This is a genomic window from Haladaptatus ordinarius, assembly GCF_054177595.1.
Window position 1 is genome coordinate 1 of record NZ_JBPEHH010000069.1, and the last position, 21823, is coordinate 21823.

Here is a 21823-nt window from a genome sequence, read left to right on the forward strand (position 1 = left end):
CGGCGCTCTCACTGGAGTGAGACCGCCGTCTTTGGTTGAATCATTCGCTCATCCGCGCCAGCTACTCTCGTCTCGCCCCAGAAACCGAGTCAGTAATCAGGAACGATGGGAACTACCGAATATCCGAGTATTCGCGTTCGACGATCTTCTTCTCGTCGTCGACATCGACCGCATCAATAACGAGAACATCGTCGAACTCGCGACATCAGCCGCTTTAGACACCGTCTCGATCCACCGAGTCACAGATGCCTCACTGCAAATCGCAGGCAATGGCTATCAAGTGCAACTGCCGGGTGCTGCAGATGCTGGATTCCACGTTGGTGATCGAGCGCCCTGTACATCAGCACCAAATCTGCTCGTGATTGCAGTGGAAGGATCCGAACGAGTGGCCGCAGATATAGTAACAATTCGGAAAGAGCAGGTCTGAAAATGGTTGTGTCGTGTGTTAGTAGCGCATGCTAACGGTATCTCGACCAGTTTTCTTTTAGTTATCTGTGTGTCACTCTATTTCTATATATTTCCTAGCCAATTCCCATGCCCCTAACTGAGCGATTTGCATATAAGGTTTTTATAGTAGTGGCTACTAAGAGTATCTATGGAGAGTGAGAGTGTCCAGCAATCGGGATCAACAGGAGGTGAAGAAACATCCGGAGCGACGATACAGGTACCTGTACCAGCTAACAATCCAAATCTCTATCGCCACAAAGCAACGGATGAATTACTCCGGTTTTTAATAGACCGTCCTTTCGAGGAGTATACAATCCGAGCACTTGCATCGATTGTGGATGTCACACATCGAACCGTCGGAAAAGCAGTCGACGTGCTCGCATCAAATGACCTCGTCCATGTTCGACATGAGGGAAACAAGAAACTCGTCAGTATCAATCGAGAGCGAGTGACCATTCCAGACAATCCGTTGCTCCGTATCCCACAGGCAGAATTCCACGCACCGGTACGAACCGCTGTCGAGACACTCAATAGTGACCTCGATGATGTGCTCGGCGTTCTCGTCTACGGGAGTGTCGCACGTGGTGAAGCCGATCGGCAAAGCGATATTGATCTCTGGGTACTGGTTCGCGAACACCGAGGCCGCAACCAACGACGCGCAGCTCAAATCGGGAAAGAACTCGCATCAAAGCAAATCAATGGTGAGCGATATGACTTTCATATTGTTGTGGAATCCCCTGCGTCTGTGCCCGCACACACAGAAGACATCGCCGAAACTGTTGTCTCTGGGATCACGCTATCCGAGACCGAAGAGTTCGAGAAATTCCAATCAATCATGGAGGACCTAGTCGATGAGTGACGATCCAAAGGTGGTCACGGATACACTCGATACCGCACATCGATCCTTTGAGCAAGACGGAACACCAGAGGATGGACTTACCGAACTCACTGAAGATGAAGCACAACTCAAGAAGGCATGTCGTCTGATTGCTGCTGCACAGACGCTTCAAGATCAAAATGGGTACCATACAGCCGTCGTCGAACTCGCGTTTGGGGCGATCGAGCGCTCATTCGAATTTTATGCTATCGCGATGAGCGATGATGCAGTTCACGATTTTATGGACCACGAGTATGCGTATCAACGCGCGTTTGAACTGGGAGTGATTAGCGACGATTTGAAAGAAGATTTCCAAGCGTTGTACAATGAGAATCGAGCGGCATCGTACTATTCTGGGCGGGCAGTTACCGCCGAGCAGGCGGATGCTATGCTCGAACTTGCGATAACGATACATGAGTTCCTGCGGGATCACCCACGAGACCACTTCAGTTGTCTTTGTGACCGATGACAGTCAATTATCAGTTAGTCCGGAGTAGAGCACTTGTAGAGAAAGAGAGATGCCTTCTTGGAACGCATTGACTGCATTGAATGCATTGAACGCATTGGCTTCTTGGAACGCATTGAACAACGAGAGCGATTGGAAGTCAATTTGATCCTTTAGTGGCTAAGGGATATAGCACACGCTCAGGGGCTACGAAGGCACCTAGGTAATACTAGCGAATGGAAGTCACAGAAGCGAAAGCGTTCAAAGAACGCATTGAACGAGTGGAAGGTAAAGGTGGAAGGGAAAAGTGCTCAAACAGAGGGAGGGGTCAGAAGCCTACTCGTCAACTGACGAGAGAAAGTCACTGATACGAGAATCTTGTTCGAGAACGGATTTGACGATGTCGGGTTCTTCAAGGAGACGGTGCTTTGCGTGAACCCCTTGGCCACGCCCACGCCCTCGACGTTCTGATTGAATCACGTTCAGGAAATCATGCTCTTTCAAAATTTCTTGAGTACGGCGTTCAGAGAGCATATCGAGACCAGTACCACGCGCGATTTGCTGGTACCGGCGATAAATTTCCTTCGTGGAGAACTCATCGGCTTGCTGTGACTCGGTAAGATTGGTAAGCGCCAGCAGAATCGTCTTTGCTTGTGTCGGAGCACCAGCGATCAATTCGGCAAATCGGTCGGCTTCGGTCTTTTTCTTTGCCTTGCGAACGTGTTCATCGGTTACTGGCACGGTATCTGACTGAGTAGCAATACGGCCAGCATTTCGAAGAATATCGATCGCTTTGCGGGCATCGCCGTGTTCCTGAGCTGCAAGCGCTGCGGTTAGTGGAATGACATCACCTTCGAGGACATCTTCGCGAAAAGCATCACGACGGTTCTCGAGAATATCGACGAGTTGGGTTGCATCGTAAGCGGGAAAAACCAGTTCATCGCGTGCAAAACTGGATTTGACGCGTTCACCGAGTTCATCGGCGAAATTGATCTTGTTTGAGATCCCAATGATACCGATATTCGATTCAGAGATTTGCTGATTTTCTCCTGCTCGCGATAACTTCCGAAGGACTTCATCGTCCTCGAGGAGGTCAATTTCATCAAGGATGAGAATCGCGACGTCACAACAGGTATCGAGAACACTCCAGAGACGACGATAGTAGTCACCTGTTGCGAGTCCCCGTTCCGGGATAGTGATGTTGCTTTGCGCTGGCTCGTTAAGTTCGCGCCCAATGGTCTTAACGACACCAGCTTCGGTATTTTGTTCGCCACAATCAACGTAGGCAGCTTTCACTATGATGTCATCGCGCTGTGCTTCTTGAATGACGCGCTCGGTTACGCTTCGCGAAATCAAACTCTTTCCCGTTCCGGTTTCGCCGAAAATGAGGAGATGAGTGGGCTCGCGGCCAAAAATTGCAGGGTTGAGCGCCTCTGCAACTTGTTTCATATGCTCATCTCGACCTACGATTCGATCCGACCCGGGAATGTGCTTGATTTTCAAAAGTTCTTCTCGGGCGAAGACTGGGTCATCGTACCGAAAGAGTGGATCGCGGTCGTCTGACTCATCGGATACCATGCGATTGACTACTACATAATCGCCATTCGTAATAAAGGGCAGGGGAGTCGCGGATGTAAGTCGGTGAAAATCACAACACATAGCTATCAAAGTCGTGGATTGTGTTTTCTGAATGATTTAGGTGGCGTCGCGGATGATATACTGAACGACGTTTGCAAATCCGGCGTCGGACACCCCTGTCGCGGATGTAAAAACAGGAAATATTGGCGATAGAAGGCCCCGATCCGTTGGCAGATGAAAATTCGAGTCAATAAAACGAGCCGGAACACACACACCACCATCGCGGATGTAACGGATGAGCGAATGGGTAGGAGAGAGTCTTTAAATCACGGAATTAGCCAAATGCATAACACGAAGAGTGGTCGAAACAGAAGACCACTCTTCCAAATGGTCGAAATTAGCTTAATGGACTTTACAACCCCTATGCTATAAGTGAGTTTCGGGAATAATACAAAGAACCGATGGGTATCTACTAGACCGACAGGGTTCATTAGGAGTTACATCCGCGATGGTGGTGTGTCTCCCATCTATTCGAACCAGCGACACACTCCTCTTTCCGTTACATCCGCGACCGAGGTGTGTCTGTAAAGATTCGTGGAACTCCCGATCGGGATCCTTCTCGCGAATATATTGAGGACTAGATCTCGAGGTGGTCAACAGCTAATCGATGCTTTGAGGCGGTTTGTCTGACGTAGATTTATTTTCTATGCGTTCATGGAACGACTTGCGTTCCATGAGCGAAATACAAACCATCGGGATTACGAACCAAAAAGGGGGCGTTGCGAAGTCGACGAACACGATCAACCTCGCAGGCGCGCTGGCATATCGAGGCAACCGCGTGCTTGCAGCAGATCTCGACCCGCAGGGGTATCTCACGAACAAACTCAACTTACGAGACGCATACAAAGCTGACCCACCGTCGTTGTTCGATGCGATGAAAGAGCCGACTGACCACGATATCAACAACCTCACCGTGGAGCATGCCGAGTTCGACGTTCTTCCAGGGAATATTGATATGTTCCGCCTAGAGCAGGACCTTATCGCCTCAGGATGGCGACCTCGGGAACGACTCCAGATGCTGTTCGATGATTTGGAGGGCTACGATTTCGTCCTTGTTGATGCTCCGCCGAGTTTGGGGCCAATTAACGACAATGTCCTTCTCGCTTGTGGTGATATCATTGTTCCAGTCGAAGCTGAAGATACATCCATTCTCGCACTTGACCATCTTCTCACACAGATTGAGACGCTGGAGAAACGATACGACGTCACTGTATCCGAGCGTGGGGTCATTATCTCTAACGTCAACTATCCGCTTGACAACGAACAACGGGAAATGATTCAGTGGTTCGAGGATACCTTTGACAATCGCTGTCCTGTTTACGAAGTTCGACATCGAGCCGCAATCAAACGAGCGATGAATGCTGGTGGCTCCATTTTTGCGCCAGATGCAGAGGAATGTGACATGATTGAGGTCTATGATCGAATCGCGGCAGACCTTGAGGTGACCCATGAGTGACCACCGTGACGACGCAACCAACCGGATCGCTGCACGTTTCGATGGAGAACAGACAGAGAAGAACGAAGGGAACGATAAGAACGCAAGGAATGCAAAGAACAGTGGGAACGCACAGTCTGCTCAATCCGATGGGAAGTCGGATTCTTCTGTGAACGCAAAGAACGATGGGAAAGCAAAGAACGTAAAGAAGGATTGGAACGCACGGAGTGTTTATTTGTCTGATGACCTTGATCGGAAGGTGTCGACTGGCTACAAGCGTCTTGACTTAGAACTCGAAATGGAGTTTGGAGAGACAGTGAAAAAGACTCGCCATTTCTACCCACTCGTGTTCGAGCTTGGATTAGAACGCATGGAAGAATTGGAACCACAGGAACTCATGGAACGCATTGAACGCATGGAACTCTAAGAACGGCTGGAAAAAGTGCTCGTAGGAAGGTGATTTCTTCGAAGAAAACAGAACTAGTCCAGATGACCAGTTGGTTCTGTAGCCACTCCGTGGTTTCTGCGAGTGGTTGAGCAACATGAAAATATTTAACACCACTATTCGAGACAGTGCGCGGATACCGGGTCACCAAGCTCTGTTTGCGGTTTCAGTTGTGTTCCGATCGTACTCTGATCTCGGTCGAGAATTTCCGCGATTTCGGCTATCGTACTGTGTGGGTGATCGAGTACGGTGAGATATACACGGAATGCTGCTATATGGATTCCACAGACCGTTGCCATTGGTTCCGTAAGTTGGCCTTGTTGAAATCCTCAAACAATGATGGGCTTTAGTGACCGTGCTGAATATAGGGCGCTTATTGATCACTCCGCTCTTCAGTGTGACGTTGATCTCTCTTTTCCCATGTGATGTTTTTATCACCCAACGGAGAATGCATTAGATATGGACACTCGGACGTTCAACGAGTCGGGGAACCCGACGATCCTCTTCGTCATGGGGTTTGGCAATCGGATAGATGGTGATAATGAGGGCTGGCTGATCGACCGACTTACTGAGGCGGGCTACCGAGTTCGCGCACTCCAATTAGCCACTAACATCGCTGATTTTGAGGACGAGTATCGAGTGCCAGTTCAGCGGGTGCACGACGAGTGTGAACCAGCGGTTGTGTTGAGTCATAGTCTGGGAGGACTCATCACGGCGTATCTGGAGACACATGCACGAACGGTGTATCTCTCACCTTGGTGGGGAATTTACGAAGGGAAGGTCTCCACGTGGGAACGATGGATCGTTCCACGGTTGCCGATCAGCGCCCGGATTCTCCCGACCAAAACGCGCCGCGATGAGGTCGGTGCGCATATGCCAGTCGATGCGTGGGAACACCTCCCGAAACGGATCTCACCGGTCTTTATTTCGGAAATCTATCGCGCACAGCAGGCACGACCACCAATCAGTGAGGATGCCGTGGTCTTTGTTTCGCTCAAGGATACCATTATCAGTCTCCAATCAGTAGGAACGGCGGTGTGTACCGACCAGATTCGTCTATACGATGGAGGACACCAACTGTTTTCGGCGAAAGGTCGCCAAGAGGCCATCGAGACTCTACTCACGACTCTATCAACATGAGTGTAGAATACGACATTCCCGGTTCACCGTGAGGCGCAGGGCCGGATTTGAGGGGATACCACTGAATTCGTTGTGCTGAATACACCCTCTGTCTGTAGCACGCCGGTTCTATCAGCCATTGTTAATTTCGATAGATTCAGTAAGTTTTAAATTAGATTTCTCATCAAGTGGTTGCTAGAATCTCGGTAGACGTTCATCTGGGAGTATTGCCTCCTCTGTCGGCCCATTGTCTTCTATCTCCAGATATATGGGGACTAGTGGTATTTAATTGGTCTTTATCACACACTCAGCACATCTACCGAGATAGAAGGCGATGAGGATATTTACTGTGGCTGAAGTTGCATTGGGAGTCCACTTTTTGTCTTCATAGTCATTCCTGGTTCAACCGAAACCTCCTCCTTACCTATCCATTCAAGCATCCAGTGTTGACCAATCGTCGCTAGCACAAGCGTTGCTTCTAATGTGGCAAATTCTCGCCCGATACATGTCCGACGTCCCCCACCAAATGGAATGTATGCGTAGTCAGGCAGTGTGTCCTCAAACTCTGTTGTCCACCGATCTGGACGGAATGACGAAGGGTTGTCGTAGAATCGCTCATCACGGTGTATTGCTAGGAGAGGGAGATGGATTTGCGTATCCGCTGGAATCCGGTATCCATCGAGTTTAACATCCTGCGTTGTTTGGCGGGGAATTGTGTGTACTGGCGGATACATACGAAGTGTCTCTGTCACAATTCGCTGTGTCAGCTCTAAGTCAGAGATGTCCGCATGCGTCGGTGGCTCACCGCCTAGCACTGTATCGAGTTCCTCGTGAAACGCGTGTTGTATCTCGGGGTTTTGGGCTACTGCGTACCAGGCGAACCCAAGAGCGGCTGCAGTCGTTTCATATCCAGCAAAGAGCATTGTGAGAAGCTGTCCCTCGACTTCTTCGGTACTCAGGTGATCTTGACCACTCGCTTCACGAGCCTCCGCAAGTTTTGAGAAGAGTGTTTCTTGGTGGAGGCCATCAGGCTGTGACCCTTCACCGTATTCAGTAAGTAGTCGTCGAATTTCCGATCGAAGATACTCCTTTGACTCGGAAAAGTGATGGCGTGATGGCGTTGGGATCCAATTTGGTAACAACCAGGATGTTGGTGCGAACCAGCTATTAAGACCATCTGATGCGGCTCGAAGTTCGTCACCCTCTCCTGGTGCTAGCTCGCGGCCGAAGAGTGTCGCAAAGAGAATTTCGAGGGTGAGATTTTGCATCTCCGATTCGATATCCCGTGTTTCGCCCACCGACCACGTCTTGAGACGACGCTGTGTTGCCTTAACCATGTAGTCCCCATAACCGGCGACCTGCTTGCGGTGAAACAGTGGTTGGAGGATATTTCGCTGTCGGCGCCATTGATCGCCCTCGGTAGCGAGCACCCCTTGTCCGAATGCCTTCTGGAAATCCTCTGTTTTGCTGAAGGCCTTAACATCGTCTACCAGTACCTGCCTGAAATAATCAGGATGAGCTAGAACATAAATCTCCTCGGTTGGAAGCACCAATCGATAGATATCTCCGCATTCGTCGATTGCGTCGTACGTAAACTCAAACGGATCTTGAGCAAATGCGAGAGTATGACCGAGCACCGGAAGGCCCGTTGGGGCCGGTGGTTGCCGCGGTTCTGAATCCATAGTTGCACAACACTCCAGCAGTTAGATAAAGCCATTGTACCACAGGCCAGGCTATGGGTATGGAGGAAGCACTGAAGTGGTCTAATGGAGACCATTCTAATATTTTACTCCTCCTTTATTATAAATACATATTCTCAACTAGATTACGAACGATATTCCAAAGCAAATAATATATTAGACTGAACGGCCGAATAGGCACTATCGATACTAAACCGTGACTGCTACTACTCGCGATATACAGCATCCACTCATAGACGAAGCACTGACCATTCGCAGCGTTATCAACGAGATCGTAGATTCTGCACGTCTTGCAGTGCTTCGTGCCCTTCGGGACTTAGCAACTCCGACTACTCAAACGGACATCGCGAACCATATTGATCTCTCTCGGCAGGCGGTTTCTCCATATCTTGCCGGCCTACAGAGTCATGGGTTTGTCCGTTGTTCTGAGTCAGGGGCCGAACTAACCGCTGGAGGAAAACTCCTTCTGGAAAGAATGGAGAAATGTCTATACTCAATCTCGACCGAACGGCTTTCCTCTTTAACGCGATCTGCCCATCCACTCATACTCTTGCAACAACTTACAAAGGGTCCCTATCGACTAAGAGACGTTCAGACGACAGCGAACAACTTGCCGTCGAAAGCGACCATCAGACGTACTCTCACCGAATTTGCGCAGTATGAATGGCTCGAGGACGACGCCGGACAATATCGAATTACAGCCGTTGGGTCAGATGCGTTGAAGGAGTACAGTAAACTAGTTATCGTTGTTGAGCAGCTTATCGAGAAGATACCATGGTTACAGCGTCTACCGCTGGATGCTGCTACGGTTCCAGTAGAAGCACTTGCTGAAGCCGATTTGTCCGTCTCGTATCCTCGCAGTCCTGCATCGGCTCTCTCGACTTGTCTTGATCTCTATGATCCTCACATCAGTCGATTTCGATGTTTGTGTTCCGTGTATAATCCTGTCCTTTTCCATGCCTACCATGGGTTGCTAAAACTTGGTATTGAATCGGAAGCTATCCTCGATTGGCCAACGTACAAGAAAGCCGCAAACAATTCAAGAACTCACTATGCAGTGGAATCCGACCGGTACGATCACTACCAGCCACTGATCTTGGAAGAATCTCAGACAGTAGGGATTGGAATATATGACGATCGAAAAGTTGCTATTGCGGCGTACAACGAAGCTGGGGACGGTAACCATATTGCCATGATTCAGAGTTCGGACGATCGACTTGTCGACTGGGGCATTGGGTTATATGAATCATTCCGAGCAAAAGCACAACCGACGTCTGAGATCTGTTTTGAATGAGTACACACCCGTGAACCACTATTGAAGTGCACTACTCGATCAAAAAACACCGCTCAGAGATGTTAGCATAATTTTCAGTGTTTCATAAGTGTTTACACCGTAAAGGGCGGTGCAAATAATACACCTCGGTGAGAAGCGATAGCCACGCCGGAGGTCGTTTCCCGACCTGCTGGCCTGGATGTGTCATCACTTGACGCTATTCGGGCGATGAAAGAGAACCGCACGGCTCTCGGGTCGGTATCACCGGTGCGCAAATCAGCGAACGTACGTGGGCTCTAATCACTCGTTCGCGGGCGCACCGGCCATCTCTGGCACAGAACACACCCAAGCACTACGCTAAGCTATGTCCCAGAGTACCCAAAGCTTCGAAACGAGTTCTTGTAAAGGTTCCCCGCTGCCGGACACGCAGTGCCGACTAGATCAGTGGACAGACAAGACTGACAAGAGTAGATCGAGTTCGTCCAACCAATCCGCCTCGAATTTTGGCTTTTCAACGGCACTATCGTCGCTGACAACAGCTGACGAACTTGAGCAGCATCCGTACCGTGATCCAGATCGGCTGCGGACTGCCTACGAGCAAGCAGGAACAATCGCGGGCACGGCGGCCCACTTCGACGTCTCAGAAACGACAGCTCGCCTGTGGCTAATTCACCACGGAATCTATGATCCCGAAAGAGAGGGACTGTCATCTGTTGCGAACCGACTGGAAGATCTGTTGCCCGAGGATCTTGGACTTTCCCCACTGGGTGAGGGCCGATGAGCACCACGGATTTCGGAGGTGAATACTGATGTCGATCGGACTGTCACCCGACGAAGTTGATGAGAACGCAGTCTCGGATGAGGACTTTGCCGCCGCGATAGGAATGGACGTGCAAGAGCTGAACACATCGAACGCGGACACGGCTGAGCAGGAGGCCCCAAGCCGGGAAACGATGTGGGCGGTAATCCAGCAGCAGGCTGAGCAGACCAAATCGCTTCAGCAACACGTCGAGACGCTCGAGCAAGATCAAAAGAAGGCCAAAGAAGAACTGGCTGAGGCACGAGATCGGGCTGACCGCGCCGAGGCCGTGGCCGACGCCGCGATTGCGCATATCCGCCAACAATGGACGTATTCTACAGACGCGCTCGAAACACGGATTGACAACGTGACGACGCGCGTGTTCGAGAACCACGAACAACGGCTCCAGGACATTGAACACGACCGAGTGGACGTCAGCGACCTCATCAATTCGGACGTGACCCACGATCTCGAAATACAACGGAAGACGGCCGCACGACTAGCCGCTGAACGGGAGGACACCGACTCGCCTCTGTCGGGGAACAAGCATCGGATGACGTTCCTCTGGCGCGAGTTCATCGAATCAGCGCAAAAGACGAAAGGCGGGAAACTCGAACTTGATTCGTCAGCGTGTCGTCGTCGGTTGGAACACCGCGCCGGGATGCACGATCCGAACACGAACACGGTGCAGCGGTCGATGAAAATGCTGGCGCGTCATACGCGACACAACGGTAGCGTGAGTGGGTCAGGCGAGTGGGACAACCACGATAACCTCGTTCGCTTCGAACCCGGCGAGCGGGGCGGACAGGCTGCCCGCTTGGTTGCTGACGCGGAGGAGTTCCGTGAATTCGCTGCCGAACAGTCACGGGCCGCGCTCGAACAAGGAGGTGAGGAAGAGCGATAATTACCCTGTCGTAATTATCCCTCGAACGCGGGGCGTAATCTTACCCCGAAGCGGTTCTGGAGTACTCCTCCACAGATGACAAGGGGGGCGCAAATTGCGCCCCCCTTCGATGTGGAACGAACGGTCGGCTACTGTGGGGTGTAATTATTCTCACTTTTCTCACCGCGCTTGTGAGGTGGAAAATGGTGTGAGAACAGGTCTGGCGTGATTACGGTTCACTTTCGGGCGTTAATTACGACAGTGTAATCTTGGCCGGGATGTGTATTGGTGATCCAATTTAGCAGGGGAATTCGAAAGAGCAAGATTCGCCTTCAGGGCTCGGGAATTGACGATGAATACCCTGCGAAGAAATCCCATGGTGAGGCATTCGTTGCTGCCGTCCAAAAGCAAATCAATCACTAATCTTATTTGTCAATCTGCATTTCCTTCTGATCGACCAAACATCCACGACTTTGCACGTGTGAGTAGCGACGTCTCCTTACTATCTTCGACCGCCGGGACCGGATCGGCTTCGAGTTGTCGCGTCAGTCGGTCATTTTCTTCGTGCAATCGCTCAATTTCGCCTTCAAGCCGGGATAGAGCCTCTCTCAGGAAAGCGGATTCAGAATCTGAATCCAGTGCTGAACGCGTTGACTCACGATTGCGGATGATTTGACGGACGTATTCACTTCTGGATTCATCTTGTTTCTTCGCTTCCTTCTCCAACTCCTCTATTTCGTCTTTTTCAAGCCGGACGGTCATGTTCTTCATTGAGTTGGTCTGTGAATACGCTTGGATTCATATAGGATTCAGTCAGACGTGCGTGCGACGTATTTCGAGTGGAACCCATAGTTAGTATAATATACTAATACGCACGGCGCGCATCGATTGTCCTCGCTCACTGAAGTTGAGACCGGTGCTTTCAATGCATGAGCCACGAGTCCATCGGCCCATACTTCTCTACTCGACTTATGGAGACCTCGTTGATTGCGTTGGTGGCGTCCTCGACGAGTTGTGCTCTCACCATCATTGAAGGCTCGTTCGTCTGCTCAACCCAGACGTCTCGATCCCGCTAGCATTGTATCGACTTCACGATATATCGGCTCTCTGTCCACAACTCGACGCACCGAACGTGGAGTTCCAGCGCCGCGTGAGTCAGCAACAGGAGAAAGTCAAAATCGTGGCAATGGACATGGCCACAGCGGATGGGCTGAACGAGATGCGGTATCACGAGTTTGATCTCCTCGAGGATGGCACAGTCATGGGTGGCGTCACACCCGTTGTGACCGGACGTGACGGTAGTGGGGTGTGAGAACGCCGAGAAAATAGAACACAGGTGATACGTTGGACGGGGCGTGACGTGTAGACCGCCTCTGGTTGCGGCTTGGGGCGGTTCCTTACGTTTCCGACGCTTCTCACTCTAGTCACAACTACGAAAGAACCCAATTTCATTCAGAGTCAGTATAGATGTATATTAAAGCTACCTCGTGGTTTCGCTCTCGTGTCCGCTCACAACGGGTGTGACTCATCATTCCAATGATGATTTGTTGAATTCAGCTGCGTTCGTGTGTTCAAGGGTCTTTCTGACTGCTTTCTATGGAAAGAGTGAATGACCATATTAGCTCCCACGAAGCCGAATAACTGGTAGACAGTTATCGGTCAGGGAGCTGTGCGCAAGATCTATGCTTTTCCCAAAGGTGGCGACCCGACTAATTCCACTGCGTTTCTAATTTTAGGGAGTAGTCGAAGCGATACCACAGTGACGGATTCAAATAATCAGGTGTATCGTCGTGATCGACCCACCTCTAATAGGTCGTAGTCGCAGTGGTCGTAGTCGTTGTTTCTTCTTCTGCATCCACGGTTGTCACAAGGTCGAACGCCTGGGCTTCGTCGGTGGCCTCCAACAGACCGACAGCAAACGCTGACACGGCCGTGCCACCAGCAAGCGTCACATCGAACGTCGCGACGGCCTTCTTCTCTCCGGCGGGTCGAACTTCGAGTGTGTAGGACCCGGCAGGCACTTCGACGTAGTCACTGGCGTCACCGACTTTGAGTCCTTCGACCAGAACATCACCATCTGCTGCGATATCGACTGCTGGCGCATCGGTCGAGAGATGGATCGCTCGCAAACGAACCTGATTCCCCAACGGCATTTCGTTGTTGTCAACGAACAAGAACGGACCTGGGGTATCGTCCGTGCCCGCTGCCGCCGCATATGTGTAATCGGTGTTGGCTTCGAGCGTAAGCTGTTCTTTGAGAAACGCACCCTCCCGTCCTTCCCCTGCGGGCGCGAATTGAAGGGTGTGGCCTCCCGGTTCGAATTCGAGGTAGTCGCTCACATCCTTGTATGCCACACCGTTCAGGACGCACTCTCCGTCGACAAACACGTTGATTGCCGGCACGCCGGGGACGGCGTGGATGATTCGAAGACGGGCGACCTCGCTGCTATTCGCCGTGGCTGTCTCTTGTGCGCTTGAAACCCCTCCGAAAATGGTCAGTCCACTTGCCCCAATTGCTCGAAGTACGTGTCGTCGTGTCTGAGTCATCTGCACTTCCCCCCACAAAAGGCACCATTGGTTAGTAGAAAAGGATTTTGTCCAGCAATTTCGACCGATCTCATCTCGGCTCGATGAACACATCGATCCTCACGGTCTGTCCCCGAGTAATCGTCGTAGTCAGGATGATTTGGCCGCGTACGAGATCACGACGGGAATCAACATTCTGAGTCACGATGATCCATCGGTCATTGAACCGCTGGAGCACGAGAACAATCGGGACTTGGTGAATTCACCTCGAGACTTCTCACTGCAGAGCCTATCCAGCCAGTGTTTCACTCAGCGTGTAAATACTCGAGGTATCGTCCATATTAAAAGTCGATACTAGCATTCTCAACAAGCAGAAATTAAAATCAGTGCTCGCACTCTAGCGGATTGGCCGTCGAAGTACGTGGCTGGAAATCGTTCTCCGTAAAGACATGACTATGGACAATCATTTGCATGAATACATAAGCATCTGGATGTTGCCTCTTGCTCAAAGAGGGGCAAGAACGGATGAGCAACAAATCGGGGGTTTCCGAACAAGTAATATCGCTCCCCGAAGGCGGGGGAGCGCTCAAAGGAATTGGCGAAACGTTCTCTGCGGACCTACACACCGGAACGGGTAATTTCACCGTCCCAATCGATCTTCCCGCGGGACGGAACGATTTCGGGCCTGAACTCAGTTTAACCTACAGTACAGGGAATGGGAATAGTGCATTCGGGCAAGGCTGGCAGTTGAGCGTTCCGGGCGTCAGTCGGAAAACCTCTGACGGAGTGCCCATCTATGACGATACCAAAGATACGTTTCTCCTTTCTGGAGCGGAGGATCTCGTGCCCGTTGAGCGCAACGAAGAGGGAGATGAGACGATCTATCGACCCCGAACAGAGGGGTTGTTTGCTCGAATCGTTCACCATCGAAATTCCGAGGACGATTACTGGACGGTGCACAGCAAGGATGGCCTTGTAAGCACGTATGGGACTGCGGATTCACGAGGGACCGATTCAGCTGTTCTCGCTGATCCGAAAAACTGTACCAAGGTGTTTGCGTGGCGGCTCAAGCGAACGGAGGATCCCTTCGGGAACGAGATCGTCTATGAATACGACCGCGATCGCGGGAAAACCGATGAGCGTCACTGGGATCAGACGTATCTGAAGCGGATCAAATACATTGGTGTCGAGTCAGTGGATGGTGGCGAATCCGAATCCAAATATCTCGTCTCCGTTGACTTCGAATACGAGCAGCGATCCAACGAAACGGACCGCGAGACGGAGCGCCCTGACCCGTTCTCGGATTATTCAGCCGGCTTCGAAATCCGGACCCGAAAGCGGTGTAAGGAGATCACCGTGACGACGCACGGTGATGAAGACGGAACGTATGATGCTGACGGGCAGACAATCCGGCGCTACAATTTGATCTATCAGGATGAGCGTCACGATCAGCGGGCACCGTTGAACGGGGTTTCGCTTCTGAGCAAAGTTGAGGTTACCGGACACAAAATGGAGGACGGTGTTGAGGACACACAACAACTACCGCCACTGGAGTTCGGATACTCCGAATTTGACCCCCAAGATCGAAATTTCGACCCCGTCGAAGGCGACCTCCCGACTCGATCACTCGCAAATCCAGACTTGGAGTTGGCGGATCTCGATGCGAACGGGCTGCCGGATATCGTCGAGATGAACGGCACGGTGCGGTACTGGCGAAACCTCGGCAATGGCGAGTTTGACGAGCCACGCATGATGCGCGAAGCGCCGACGCAGGCGCGCCTGGCTGATCCTGGCGTCCAGATGATGGATATGAATGGTGATGCCCAGGTCGACTTAATGGTCTCCGGCAATGGGACCAACGGGCCCGCAGGCTACTTCTCGCTGCAACCCGACGGCGGGTGGGATGAGGACGCCTTCCAGCGATTCGAGCAGCCCCCGAGCTTCAGCCTGGAAGACTCCGAGGCGCAACCGACAGACTTGACGGGCGATGGCTCGACGGACGTCATCCGCTCGGGGACGCGGCTGGAACACTTCTTCAGCGATCGGGAGGAAGGGTGGAACGACGTCCGGGCGGTCTCCCGCAAGCGTGCTGAGGCATTTCCCGACGTCTCCTTTTCCGACCCGCGGGTACGGCTCGGCGGCATTTCAGGCGGTGGCCTTCAGGATATCGTCCTCATCCACGACGGGAACGTCGAGTACTGGCCGAATCTCGGACACGGGAACTGGGGCCGTCGCATCCACATGCGTAACAGCCCTCGCTTCCCGTCTGGATACGACCCTCGACGAATCCTTCTCGGTGACGTGAACGGTGACGGGTGTGCGGATCTCGTGTATGTCGACGACGACCGCGTACTGCTGTGGATCAACAAGAGCGGGAACGCGTGGAGCGACCGAATCGAAATCGAGGGGACGCCCTCCGTGACAGACATGGACGCTGTTCGGTTGGTCGATTTGAAGGGAAGCGGGATTCAGGGCGTCCTCTGGAGTGCTGACGCTCGCGGCTCCCGTCACAATATGTTCTTCCTGGACTTTACCGAGGGAACGAAGCCGTACGTCCTGAACGAGATGGACAACCACATGGGGGCGGTGACGCGGGTAAAGTACGAACCGTCGACCCGATTCTACCTCGAAGATCAGCAGGACCGTGAGACACGCTGGCAGACGTCGCTCCCATTCCCTGTGCAGGTCGTCTCGCAGGTCGAGACGATTGACCAAATTTCAGAGAATAAACTCACGACCCTCTATCGGTACCACCAGGGCTACTGGGACGGCGGTGATCGGGAATTCCGTGGATTCGGCTTCGTTGAGCAGGAGGACACGACAACGTTCAACCAATACAACGAGGAGGGACTCCACGACGAGGTAAGCTTTGAGCATGTGGATGACGAACACTTCTCTGACCCGACGCTCACGAAGACATGGTTCCACCAGGGTCCCGTCGGTAACGAGTTTGGTGAGTGGTCGGAGGTGAACCACGAGCGCGAGTACTGGTCGGAGGATCCGCAGGTGCTCTCCTCGCCCGCCGATCGGCAGGCGAATCTCCAGCAGTTGAACCTTGACCGACGGCGTGACCGGCGTGACGCGCTCCGTGCGCTCCGCGGAAGTGTTCTTCGAACTGAACTCTACGCGCTCGACGATGGTGAGCAGGACCGACCCTATACAGTGACGGAAACCGCGTACGAGGTCGTCGAGAAACAGCCACCGAACGAGCGCTCTGAATCGCTCCGACGGCCGGGTTGGAAACAGCCCCGTCGTATCTTCTGTGTCTACAAGACGGGAGAGCGGACCTCCCAGTGGGAACGCGGCGACGACCCGATGACCCAGTTCGCGTTCACGGGCGACTACGACGACTACGGGCAACCACAGTCACAGATTTCGATCGCCGTACCCAGGGGACGGGAGTTCACGAAGACAGCTGCACCGGCTAAGACGAAGCCGTATCTCGCGACGTGGACGAAAACAGAATATATCGATCCACCCGCTGACGACGCAGATCCGTATATTGTCGATCGCGTGGCGAGTTCGACGACCTACGAGATCTCGAACGATGGTCGCGACGACGTCTTCACCCTGAAGACGGCCATCGAAGCCGGCGAGTGTGCGACCGACGTGATCGCCCAGACGGTCAATTTCTACGACGGCGACGGTGGAGGCGCGTTCCGCGGTCGACCAGTCGGCGAGATCGGGGACTACGGCGCGCTGGTTCGGACCGAGGAACTGGTCCTGACTGACGAGGTTCTACAAAAAGCATACTCCGAGGGCAAGATATCACTTCCGAACGCCGAGAATCATCCGTATTTCGAGCCGGGAGAAACTGCGCAGTGGCCACAGCACTATCCTGAGGAGTTCCGTGGATTACTTCGGGGATCGACCGGCGACGGGTCTGCCGACGCCACTCGGCCCGGTCTTTCGATGACTCCACTTGGCTACGGTGTCCCAGACGGCGCCGGGAGCGATTCGCCGTTCATAGCGAATGGGTACTATGTCGCGACCGAGCGGCGGAAATACGATTTCCACGAATCGAGTAGGGTTTCACGGGGGCAACTCGTGGCGACTCGTGGTCCCCGCGGTGACACCACAACCATCGAGTACGATACCTTCGATCTCCTTCCAATCGAGGTCACAGACGCTGTCGGTCTGACGACTGCCGCATCGTACGACTACAGGGTGCTGCAGCCCGTGCAGGTCAAGGACCCGAATGGCAACCGAACACGCGTCCGATACACGCCGCTCGGCCTGCCGGAATCCATTGCGGTCATGGGTGGTGAAGACGAGCAGGTGGGTGATATTCTGGACGAGCCAGGATTCGAATTTGATGCCCCCGGGACGCAGTTCATTTACGATTTCGCGGCGTTCGAGGAGAGTCCACCAGACGACCGACAGCCGATCAACGTTCACACGATCAAGCGCGAACAACACGCGCACGACCTCATTCGAGCGAAGAATGAGGAACGTGACGAAGCCGGGCAGCCGCCACTGACCGACGCTGAAATCAAAGATCTCTTCCCGCGAGAGCAGACAGCCCAGATCCCCGAACAGCCGGAAATTGAACAGTACCCCAATCGGTTCATTCAGTCACGGGAGTACTCTGACGGCTTCGGGCGTCTTGTCCAGACGCGGACGCAAGCCGAAGAGCGCGCGTTCGGCGAGGGGCCCTTCGGCGGCTTCAAAATTGACGAAAACGGTGATTTCCCGAAAGAGGTCACCGGCACATCCGTTTCGAATCAGGCGGCTCCGCGGGTCGTCGTGAGCGGCTGGAAGACCTTCGACAACAAGGGGCGCGTCGTCGAACAGTACGAGCCGTTCTATGACGAGGGATGGGACTACCTCTCTCGATCAGAAGCCAAAGCCACAGAGGTGCAGGGAGGATCGGACCAGTCGACGATTTTTGGCGCAGCGGTCCGGACGTACTACGATCCGCGTGGACAGCCGGTTCGAACGGTCAATCCTGATGGCTCCGAACAGCGTGTCGTCCACGGCATCCCTGACGATCTTACCGACCCTGAACGATTCAAGCCGAGCCCGTGGGAAATCTACACCTACGACGAGAATGACAACGCGGGCCGAACACACGGAACGGACTCGAAAGCGCCCACGCACCACTGGAACACGCCATCGAGCGCGGTCGTGGATGCGCTCGGCCGGACGATCGAGACAGTCGAACGGACACGAGAAAAGGAGGAAGAGCGACTCGAAGAAGTCAGCACAAAGTCCACATATGACATCCGCGGGAATCCACTGACGATCACCGACGCGCTTGAACGAACGGCGTTCGAGCATGTCTACGACCTCGCGAATTCGATGCTTCGAACTGACAGTATCGATGCTGGCGAACGGCTGATCGTCCGTGACGCGGCGGGCAACGAAGTTGAACGACGTGACAGCAGGGAGGCGCTTACGCTGCGGGCGTACGACGCGCTCAATCGTTCGACGCACGTCTGGGCCCGCGATGGCAAGGAAGGTGACGTGACGCTGCGCGAGCGCCTCGTCTACGGTGACGACACCGAGTTCGTCTCAACTTCGACGGCCAAGGCAGGGAATCTCTCTGGTGCTCTCTACCGCCACTACGACGAAGCCGGGCTGCTCGCGTTCGACTCGTATGACTTCAAGGGGAATGTCGAAGCAAAGATACGGCGCGTCCTCACGGACGACATCGTATCAACTCCCGGTCCAGTGGGATGGGGGTCGGGCGGCAGGGTGTCGCTCGAATCGAGGGAAGCCCAACTTCTCGAAGACGAGGGCGATATGTACGAAACGTCCTTCGAGTACGACGGCCTCAACCGGCCGGTGAGAGTCGTCTATCCCAAGGACGTCACTGACGATCGCAAAGTATTGCGGCCGGAGTACAACCGCGCGGGAACGCTCAAACGAGTCGAGTTACATAGTAATGTGGGAACCGCTCAGGAGTCGAGTGAGACGTTCGTCGATCACATTGCGTACGACGCGAAAGGGCAGCGCACGCTCGTCACATACGGAAACGGGGTGATGACGCGGTACGCGTACGACCCCGAGACGTTCCGGCTCAGCAGGATGCGGTCTGAGACGTACGAACCAGACACCAATGGCTATCGAGCGACTGGTGACCAGCCCGGTGGAGACCTCTATCAGAACTTCACCTACGGGTACGATCTTGTCGGGAACATCACGAGCATCACCGACCAGACGCCGCACTGTGGCGTGCAAGACACAATGGACCGTAGACACGAGCTGGACCGAAAATTCAAGTACGACCCGCTCTACCGACTGGTCTACGCCACCGGGCGCGAGTGCACTGCGCTATTAGATGAGCGCCCGATGACGGACTACACGCCCTGTGGTCACCAGCCACCCGGTACGGGGATGCCCACTGTCACCCCTGAGAAGGCGCCCGAACAGACGGCCAAGTACTGGGAGCGGTACAACTACGATGCGGTCGGGAACATGACGCGGATGCGGCACGGCGCCCAGAGTGATGACCGTAACAAAACCAACCCGAGTTGGACCCGCCACTTCAATGTTGAGGGAGAGAACAACCAACTCGTGTACGCCGGGAGTTCACCCACCGGTTCTAACAAGACCCACACCTACGACAAGAATGGGAATCTCACTGCCCAGAAAACGGGAGAAAGGATGGTTCTCAACTGGGATCACGCTGACCGGCTCCGTCGCTATCGGGACTCCGAATCGAATCCATCGAAAGAGGCGTTCTACTGCTACGATGCCAGTGGACAACGAGTGAAGAAGGTGGTGGAAAAGACTGGTCGGACGGAGAGCACCGTGTACGTGGACGATGTCTTCGAACACCATCAACTCGCAACGAACAACGAGACGAGAGATAACAACACGCTCCACGTAATGGACGACCAGAAACGAATCGCGATGGTTCGTGTTGGCGACCCATTTGATGACGGTGACGTGGCGCCAGCAGTGAAGTATCATTTTGAGGATCACCTTGGGAGTAGTAATGTCGTGGTTACCGGTGATGGTGGGTGGGTGAGCCTTGAGGAGTACTCATCGTACGGTGAGACGACCTTTGGTGGGTTTGCCAGGAAGCGGTATCGTTACACGGGGAAGGAACAGGACATGGAGAGTAGCCTCTACTATTACGGAAAAAGATATTATTCGGCCTGGTTAGGCCGGTGGATTGGCTGTGACCCTGCAGGGACAGACGATGAAACTAATCTTTACATCTATACTCACAATAATCCTATTTTATTTGTCGACCCTAAAGGGAATCAAAGTAAGAAGTCTTTAGGCTCTTATATTCCGCTGACCACTAAAGCTGAGCACGCGGCTCAATACTATGCCGATCTAGTCGTCGAAGGGGAAAAACAAGGCGGTTTCGGTGGTTTCTTGAAGCAAGCAGCTGGTTGGACTGGTGGATTCTTTTCTTGCCTATGGACTCGAGAAACTGCCGTCCAAACCGCTATCACTCTTGGTACCGCAGGATTGGGTGCCGCTGCACAAGTAGGTCGGCTCGGGGCCGCGAGTTTCCCCGTCGCAAGAACCCTAGCGGTTTCTTCGGCCTACGAGACAGGTGTTAGCGGAGTTGAAGCCGTAACCGGTGAGACATCAGGAGCTCATATTAGTAATTTCGTAACTGGAAGTATAAACCCTGGACGGAAACTCTCAACGCTTGAGAGGGGGTTCGCCGCTACAAATGCGGTAATTGGAGCTGTCTCTATGGGAACAACGTTTGTCAAACAAGCCCGCCAACCACATTTGTATCGGACACCTAATGAATACGCGCATCAACGATCAGTTGAACTCCAAAAAACCCTACCCCGAATTAATCCAAAGACAGGGAAAAAAGGTTCATATGGACGAATAACCATGTCTGCAGGGGTGACGGAAGGGGTTTATGGTCATCGTCAAGTAGTTGTTGCTGCAAGTGGCAAATATCAGAATATAAGGACACAAGTCAAAGGAGCACTTAAACAGAGTGAAAGAGTAGCTCCCGGGTCTAAAGTATCGACACATGCAGAACAAAAAATAGTCAATTTCGCCAAGAGGAATGTACAACGGCCGGTTGCAATTGGTGCGGGGCGGAAAGTCTGCCTTGCATGTGAACAGGCAATTGTTGAGGCAAGAGGGATCCCAGCAAGTCCGACTCGAAGTGGGAATTTATACCCATCAAAATCGGTAGTTCCCATCGTTCCTGATTACTGACTCGGCTTCTGGGGCGAGACGAGAGTAGCTGGCGCGGATGAGCGAATGATTCAACCAAAGACGGCGGTCTCACTCCAGTGAGAGCGCCG

The 21823-nt window shown here is 53.1% G+C and carries 13 protein-coding genes; 9 read left to right on the plus strand and 4 right to left on the minus strand.

What is annotated here, in order from left to right; genetic code table 11:
* Positions 1-595: 595 nt before the first annotated feature.
* Both ACR3FF_RS19415 and ACR3FF_RS19420 read left to right on the plus strand, forming a co-directional pair.
* Positions 596-1306, plus strand: coding sequence for a nucleotidyltransferase domain-containing protein (locus tag ACR3FF_RS19415; protein WP_458189768.1), 711 nt, complete (start codon positions 596-598; stop codon positions 1304-1306).
* On the plus strand, positions 1299-1793 hold the full coding sequence (locus ACR3FF_RS19420; RefSeq protein WP_458189769.1) for a DUF8154 family protein: 495 nt from the start codon (positions 1299-1301) through the stop codon (positions 1791-1793). Before ACR3FF_RS19415 ends, ACR3FF_RS19420 begins: the two co-directional genes overlap by 8 nt.
* 312 nt (positions 1794-2105) lie before the next feature.
* Here ACR3FF_RS19420 and ACR3FF_RS19425 read toward each other — a convergent pair whose 3' ends face one another.
* Positions 2106-3347, minus strand: coding sequence for a Cdc6/Cdc18 family protein (locus ACR3FF_RS19425; protein WP_458189770.1), 1242 nt, complete (start codon positions 3345-3347; stop codon positions 2106-2108).
* 733 nt (positions 3348-4080) lie between these two features.
* Between ACR3FF_RS19425 and ACR3FF_RS19430 the strand changes: the two genes are divergently transcribed.
* The 3 genes from ACR3FF_RS19430 (at position 4081) to ACR3FF_RS19440 (ending at position 6427) form a co-directional block, all read left to right on the plus strand.
* Positions 4081-4863 (plus strand): ParA family protein, encoded by a 783-nt coding sequence (locus ACR3FF_RS19430; protein ID WP_458189772.1) that lies wholly within the window; start codon positions 4081-4083, stop codon positions 4861-4863.
* Entirely contained in the window at positions 4856-5269 is a 414-nt protein-coding gene (locus ACR3FF_RS19435) for a DUF8160 family protein (RefSeq protein WP_458189773.1), read from the plus strand. Before ACR3FF_RS19430 ends, ACR3FF_RS19435 begins: the two co-directional genes overlap by 8 nt.
* Positions 5270-5746: 477 nt before the next feature.
* On the plus strand, positions 5747-6427 hold the full coding sequence (locus ACR3FF_RS19440; protein WP_458189774.1) for an alpha/beta fold hydrolase: 681 nt from the start codon (positions 5747-5749) through the stop codon (positions 6425-6427).
* A gap of 323 nt (positions 6428-6750) precedes the next feature.
* On the opposite strand, the gene ACR3FF_RS19445 is transcribed toward ACR3FF_RS19440, so the two are convergent.
* Entirely contained in the window at positions 6751-8088 is a 1338-nt protein-coding gene (locus tag ACR3FF_RS19445) for a cytochrome P450 (RefSeq protein WP_458189775.1), read from the minus strand.
* Positions 8089-8302: 214 nt separating this feature from the next.
* On the opposite strand from ACR3FF_RS19445, the gene ACR3FF_RS19450 reads away from it, so the two are divergent.
* Both ACR3FF_RS19450 and ACR3FF_RS19455 read left to right on the plus strand, forming a co-directional pair.
* Positions 8303-9400: a transcriptional regulator FilR1 domain-containing protein gene (locus ACR3FF_RS19450; protein ID WP_458189776.1), complete on the plus strand. Its 1098-nt coding sequence runs from the start codon at positions 8303-8305 to the stop codon at positions 9398-9400.
* A gap of 788 nt (positions 9401-10188) precedes the next feature.
* Positions 10189-11082, plus strand: a complete 894-nt coding sequence (locus ACR3FF_RS19455; RefSeq protein ID WP_458189777.1) for a hypothetical protein — start codon at positions 10189-10191, stop codon at positions 11080-11082.
* A gap of 411 nt (positions 11083-11493) precedes the next feature.
* Here the strand turns inward: ACR3FF_RS19455 and ACR3FF_RS19460 are convergent, their stop codons facing one another.
* Positions 11494-11832, minus strand: a complete 339-nt coding sequence (locus tag ACR3FF_RS19460) for a ribbon-helix-helix protein, CopG family (RefSeq protein WP_458189778.1) — start codon at positions 11830-11832, stop codon at positions 11494-11496.
* A 379-nt stretch (positions 11833-12211) separates the two neighbouring features.
* Here ACR3FF_RS19460 and ACR3FF_RS19465 point away from each other — a divergent pair, with 379 nt between their 5' ends.
* The gene (locus ACR3FF_RS19465; RefSeq protein WP_458189779.1) at positions 12212-12373 is read left to right on the plus strand and encodes a hypothetical protein; all 162 of its coding nucleotides are present in this window, start codon (positions 12212-12214) and stop codon (positions 12371-12373) included.
* 493 nt (positions 12374-12866) lie between these two features.
* Here the strand turns inward: ACR3FF_RS19465 and ACR3FF_RS19470 are convergent, their stop codons facing one another.
* Positions 12867-13607: a DUF4397 domain-containing protein gene (locus ACR3FF_RS19470; RefSeq protein ID WP_458189780.1), complete on the minus strand. Its 741-nt coding sequence runs from the start codon at positions 13605-13607 to the stop codon at positions 12867-12869.
* 504 nt (positions 13608-14111) lie between these two features.
* Between ACR3FF_RS19470 and ACR3FF_RS19475 the strand changes: the two genes are divergently transcribed.
* Positions 14112-21734, plus strand: a complete 7623-nt coding sequence (locus ACR3FF_RS19475) for a SpvB/TcaC N-terminal domain-containing protein (protein ID WP_458189781.1) — start codon at positions 14112-14114, stop codon at positions 21732-21734.
* Positions 21735-21823 lie beyond the last annotated feature (89 nt).